The sequence below is a fragment of the Natronospira sp. genome, from assembly GCF_007134575.1.
Lineage (GTDB): Bacteria > Pseudomonadota > Gammaproteobacteria > Natronospirales > Natronospiraceae > Natronospira > Natronospira elongata.
In genome coordinates, this window is sequence record NZ_SLKM01000015.1 from 1 (window position 1) to 5,082 (window position 5,082).

At 61.9% G+C, this 5,082-nt stretch carries 6 protein-coding genes; all 6 read left to right on the forward strand.

The window, feature by feature from the left end; all coding sequences use genetic code 11:
• Positions 1–197 precede the first annotated feature (197 nt).
• Positions 198–551, forward strand: a complete 354-nt coding sequence (gene rpsF, locus ACJWXQ_RS00610; protein ID WP_346050097.1) for a 30S ribosomal protein S6 — start codon at positions 198–200, stop codon at positions 549–551.
• Positions 552–590: 39 nt separating this feature from the next.
• A complete protein-coding gene (gene rpsR / locus ACJWXQ_RS00615; RefSeq protein WP_346050095.1) occupies positions 591–821 on the forward strand; it encodes a 30S ribosomal protein S18 in 231 nt (76 codons plus the stop codon).
• 47 nt (positions 822–868) lie between these two features.
• Positions 869–1,777: a hypothetical protein gene (locus tag ACJWXQ_RS00620; protein ID WP_346050093.1), complete on the forward strand. Its 909-nt coding sequence runs from the start codon at positions 869–871 to the stop codon at positions 1,775–1,777.
• A gap of 24 nt (positions 1,778–1,801) precedes the next feature.
• On the forward strand, positions 1,802–2,251 hold the full coding sequence (gene rplI / locus ACJWXQ_RS00625) for a 50S ribosomal protein L9 (protein ID WP_346050091.1): 450 nt from the start codon (positions 1,802–1,804) through the stop codon (positions 2,249–2,251).
• Positions 2,252–2,363: 112 nt separating this feature from the next.
• Positions 2,364–3,752, forward strand: a complete 1,389-nt coding sequence (gene dnaB / locus ACJWXQ_RS00630; RefSeq protein WP_346050089.1) for a replicative DNA helicase — start codon at positions 2,364–2,366, stop codon at positions 3,750–3,752.
• Between the two features lie 56 nt (positions 3,753–3,808).
• Positions 3,809–4,882 carry an alanine racemase gene (gene alr, locus ACJWXQ_RS00635; RefSeq protein ID WP_346050087.1) on the forward strand — a complete coding sequence of 358 codons (1,074 nt, stop codon included), beginning with the start codon at positions 3,809–3,811 and terminating at the stop codon, positions 4,880–4,882.
• Positions 4,883–5,082 lie beyond the last annotated feature (200 nt).

The window sequence follows — 5,082 nt, forward strand, 5'->3', positions numbered from 1 at the left end:
GAACTGTTCACTATATCTATCACCCCTTCGTCGAAAGGCCTTGCGCCCGCCGGCGGTTTTCCCTAAAATTTGTCGATTAATCCCCGGGCCGGCTCCGGGGCTTTTATTTTTCTGCGACGTTAACCCGCCGGCGGGCCGTTGCACTCTCTGCTTCACCGCGTCTGCGGGAGGCCGAACCCGAAGGGAGTTTTTGCAAGATGCGTCATTACGAAATCGTTTTTCTGACCCATCCGGATCAGAGTGACCAGGTCCCGGCCATGATCGATCGTTACAAGTCGATCATCGAGTCCGCCGAGGGCCAGGTTCATCGCCTCGAGGACTGGGGGCGGCGCCAGCTCGCCTATCCGATCAACAAGGTGCTCAAGGCCCATTACGTGCTGATGAACGTGGAGTGCACCAAGGAAGCTCTGGACGAGATCCTGTCCGCATTCCGCTTCAATGATGCCGTCATCCGGCATTTGGTCATCGGCCGTGAAGAAGCCGTCACCGAGCCTTCTCCGCTGTCCAAATCGGAAAGCGAAGAGAAGGAATCCGCCGCAGCCTCTGCCTGAGCGCGGCCTGACTGATCGGATATAAGAGGAGTTAGAGCAATGGCACGTTTTTTCCGCCGTCGTAAGTTCTGTCGCTTTACCGCTGACGGGGTCAAGGAGATCGATTACAAGGATCTCAACACCCTCAAGGCCTACACCACCGAGACCGGCAAGATTGTCCCGAGCCGGATCACGGGGACTGCTGCCTTCTATCAGCGTCAGCTGTCCAAGGCCGTCAAGCGCGCCCGCTATCTGGCGCTACTGCCCTACACCGACAGCCACTCCAACTAAGGGGTGCCGGTGGTCGGATCGCCGGCCACCGGATGACGGAGTCCAGTATGCAGGCGGTACTCGGCTGGATAATGAGCAGCCGCTGGCGGGCCGTGATCGGCGTTTGGCTGATGGGCGCGATTCAGTGGCTGAGTCTGCTGGGTGGTGGCCTCGTGGCTCTGGTGGCGCTTCGCCAGGGGCCCGCCGAGGGCGCGGGCGTTGCCTTCCTGGCTGCCCTCGGCTTGATTCCATTTGCGATCATGCTGGGGGCACCGCCCTGGGTCCTGCCAGTGGCTGCACTGTCGCTGTGGTTGCCGGTACTGGTGATGGCTTGGGCACTGTTGCGTACAGCGTCCCTGGCGCGAAGCTTCCAGTTGGCGGCGCTTTTCGGCGCCATGGTGGTCCTGGCCCTGCACAGCGGCGATGATACTGCCCGCCAGGTGGGCCGTGAGATGATTGACCAGTGGCTCATGCCCTTCCTGGAAGGCCGGGAACAGGGTGTGCCCGATGAGGCAGCCCTGGATCGTCTGGCCATGCTGGTCCCCGGTATGATGGCGGCGGCTCTGACAGCGGCCCTGATCATCAGTCTGATTCTCGGGCGCTGGTGGCAGGCGATCCTGTATAATCCAGGGGGATTTCGCGCAGAGTTTCACGAGCTGCGCCACGGCCAGTTTGCCGTGCTGACCGGCGGGGTTGTTTTCATCCTCGCGGCGGTGACCACGACAGTGCCCCTGCTGGATAACCTGGCCTTGGTGGCCATCCTGGTATTGATGTTCCAGGGGCTGGCCGTCTGCCATGCCTTCGTGCACCGGCGCAAGCTGGGCGGGGTTTGGCTGGTGCCGGTGTATGGCCTGCTGCTGCCGTTCACCGTGCCGGTGATGAGTGTCATGGCCGCCCTGGCCATACTGGACAATGTGCTGGATTTGAGAGGCCGTTATGCCCCTGCGCCGCAGGTCAGTGACGGCAGTGACGATTAACCGCAGAACCATCAGGTAGATGTTATGGAAGTCATACTTCTCGACAAGGTTGAAAATCTGGGTGGCCTGGGCGACCGCGTGACCGTCAAGCCCGGTTATGGCCGCAACTATCTTATCCCCTACGGCATTGCCAAGCCGGCGACCAAGGAAAACATCGCCGAGTTTGAGGCCCGCCGCGCCGAGCTGGAAAAGCAGGCCGCCGAGGCCCTGGAGGCCGCCAAGGCCCGGGCCGAGAAGCTGGAAGGCCTGAGCCTGGAGATCACCGCCAATGCGGGCTCTGAAGGCAAGCTGTTCGGCTCCGTGGGTCCCATCGACATCGAGGCCGTGCTCAATGAGCAGGGGCACGAGGTCGAGCGCAAGGAAATCCGCATGCACGACGGCCCCATTCGCGTGGTCGGCGAGCACCAGGTGGACATCCACCTGCACTCCGACGTCGACGTGACCATCACGGTCAACGTCATCGGCGAAGAGTGATCCAGGCGTGATACTGTGAGTCCGTGGTCGGCGCCTGCCGACCACGGACTCAATTGCCGGGCAGCTGCGCCCGGCCGCTTCTTTCAGTCCGCTTGTTCGTCGGGGAGGCGCAATGGTCGGTTCGGCTGAATCCTTGCCCAATTCGGAGCAGGCGGACGCGCTCAAGGTTCCGCCCCATTCCATCGAGGCCGAGCAATCGGTTCTCGGAGCCCTGATGCTGGACAACAGCACCTGGGACCAGGTGGCGGACCGGCTCTCCGACGGCGATTTCTATCGCCGCAATCACCAGATCATCTTCCGGGCCCTGGCCCGTCTCTCCGACCGTGGCGACCCCTCTGACGCGGTCACCGTCTCCGAGTACCTGGAAAAGACCGGCGAGCTGGAAGAGGCCGGCGGGCTGGCCTATCTCGGTGCCCTGGCCAAGGACACGCCGAGCGCGGCCAATGTGCGCGCCTATGCCGATATCGTGCGGGAACGCTCGGTGCTGCGGCAGCTGATCCGGATCGGCCATGAACTCTCCGAGAGCGCCTTCGCCCCGGACGGCCGCGACAGCAAGGAATTGATCGAGGAGGCTGAAAAGCGGGTCTTCGAGATCGCCGAGCAGGGCATGCGGCGCAGCCAGACCTACAGCCCCATCAAGGACCTGTTGCGTCAGGCGGTGGATCGCATCGACGAGCTTATCCACTCGGATGCCGACACCACGGGCATTCCCTCGGGGATCGACAAGTTCGATGAAATGACGTCCGGGCTGCAGCCCAGCGACCTGATCATCCTGGCCGCCCGTCCCTCCATGGGCAAGACCTCTCTGGCCATGAACTTCGCCGAGCATGCGGCGATTCAGGCCAAGCAGCCGGTGGCCATCTTTTCCATGGAAATGTCCGGCGACCAGTTGGCCATGCGCATGATTTCCTCCCTGGGTCGGGTGGACCAGTCCAAGGTGCGCACCGGGGATATTTCCGAGGAAGACTGGCCGCGGATCACCTCCGCCGTGGCCCTCATGTCCGAGGCGCCCATTTTCATCGACGATACCCCGGCCCTGACGCCGACGGAGCTGCGGGCACGTTGCCGGCGCATCAAGCGCGAGCACGGTCTGGGTCTGGTGGTGGTGGACTACCTGCAGCTGATGCGGGTGGCGGGGATGTCAGAGAACCGGACCAACGAAATCTCGGAAATCTCCCGGGGGCTCAAGGCCCTGGCCAAGGAGCTTAACGTCCCGGTAATTGCCCTCTCCCAGCTCAACCGCAACCTGGAACAGCGCCCCGACAAGCGCCCGAAAATGGCCGACCTGCGTGAATCCGGGAGTATCGAGCAGGATGCCGACGTCATCGTCTTCATCTACCGGGACGAGGTCTATAATCCGGACACGCAGCACAAGGGCATGGCCGAGCTGATTATTGAGAAACAACGAAACGGCCCCACCGGCAAGGCCATCACCACCTTCCTGGGCAGCTACACCCGCTTCGAGAATTACATCAGCGAAGAGTACATGGAGGAGTACTGAGCGGGCGAGCAGGCGGGGGAAGCGATCTGTACTGAATAGCTGGGGAAAGCACTGACATGACGCGGGCCACGCGGGCGCGAATCAACACTGATGCCATCCGACACAATCTCACCCGGGTGCGGGAGATTGCCCCCGATTCCAGGGTCATGGCCTGCATCAAGGCCAATGGTTATGGCCATGGCCTGGTGGATGCAGCGCGAGCGCTGAAGGGCGCGGATGCATTTGCGGTTGCCTGCCTGGAAGAGGCACTGGAAATTCGTTCCGCCGGTCTCAGTCATCCCGTCATCCTGCTGGAAGGCATCCACCGGGCGAGCGAGATCCCCGTGGTGCGGGATAACGGCTTCGAGATGGTGCTGCATGACCCCGCTCAACTGGCCTTGCTGGAGTCTGCCGGCCTTCCTCAGAAGCTGTGGCTGAAGATTGATACCGGTATGCATCGCCTGGGTTTTCGTCCGGAGGATGCACCCGCCATCCGTGAACGCGTTCAGCGCCAGGGGTTGGCTGAAGGCCCCTTGCGCTACATGACCCATCTGGCCTCGGCTGACGAGAAGGATGGCACGCCCGACCCGGCGGGTCAGATTGATCGTTTTCTCAAGCTGGTGCAGGACTGGCCCGGGGAGCGTTCCATCGCCAATTCCGCCGGGGTTGTGGACTGGCCCCAATCCCGTCAGGACTGGATTCGCCCGGGAATCATCCTTTATGGCGTCACGCCTTTCACGGATCGCTGCGGCCAGGACATCGGGCTCAAGCCAGCCATGACGGTCAGCACCGAGCTGATTGCCGTCAAATGGGTGGAGAAGGGTGGTCGTGTGGGCTACGGCGGTGGCTGGTCCTCACCCAGGGACATGCGGCTTGGCGTAGCCGCCATTGGTTATGGAGACGGCTATCCCTGGCATGTGGCCAATGGCACTCCGGTCCTGGTCAATGGCCGTCTCAGCCGGGTCATCGGTCGGGTCTCAATGGACATGATTACCGTGGACTTGAGTGATCACCCTGAAGCCGGAGTGGGGGACGAGGTTATCCTCTGGGGCGCTGACCTTCCGGTGGAAACCGTCGCCCGCCATGCCGGCACCATTCCCTACGAGCTCCTCTGCGGCGTCACCCGCCGGGTCAAGTTCGACGTCGAGTGAAGGGCATCCGCAGAGGCACGGCAGTGCTAAGAAATTCAAAAGAATGCCTCGCGCAAAGACGCCAAGACGCTAAGAAAAACCAAAAAATTTTGCCTCGCGCAGAGTGCGCCAAGGTCGCAAAGAAAGAATTTCTTATTGTTTTGGCGGGGGTAATGGCTGCCGGGCTTCAATCGAGGTTCCAGACTCTCCAACAACTCAAC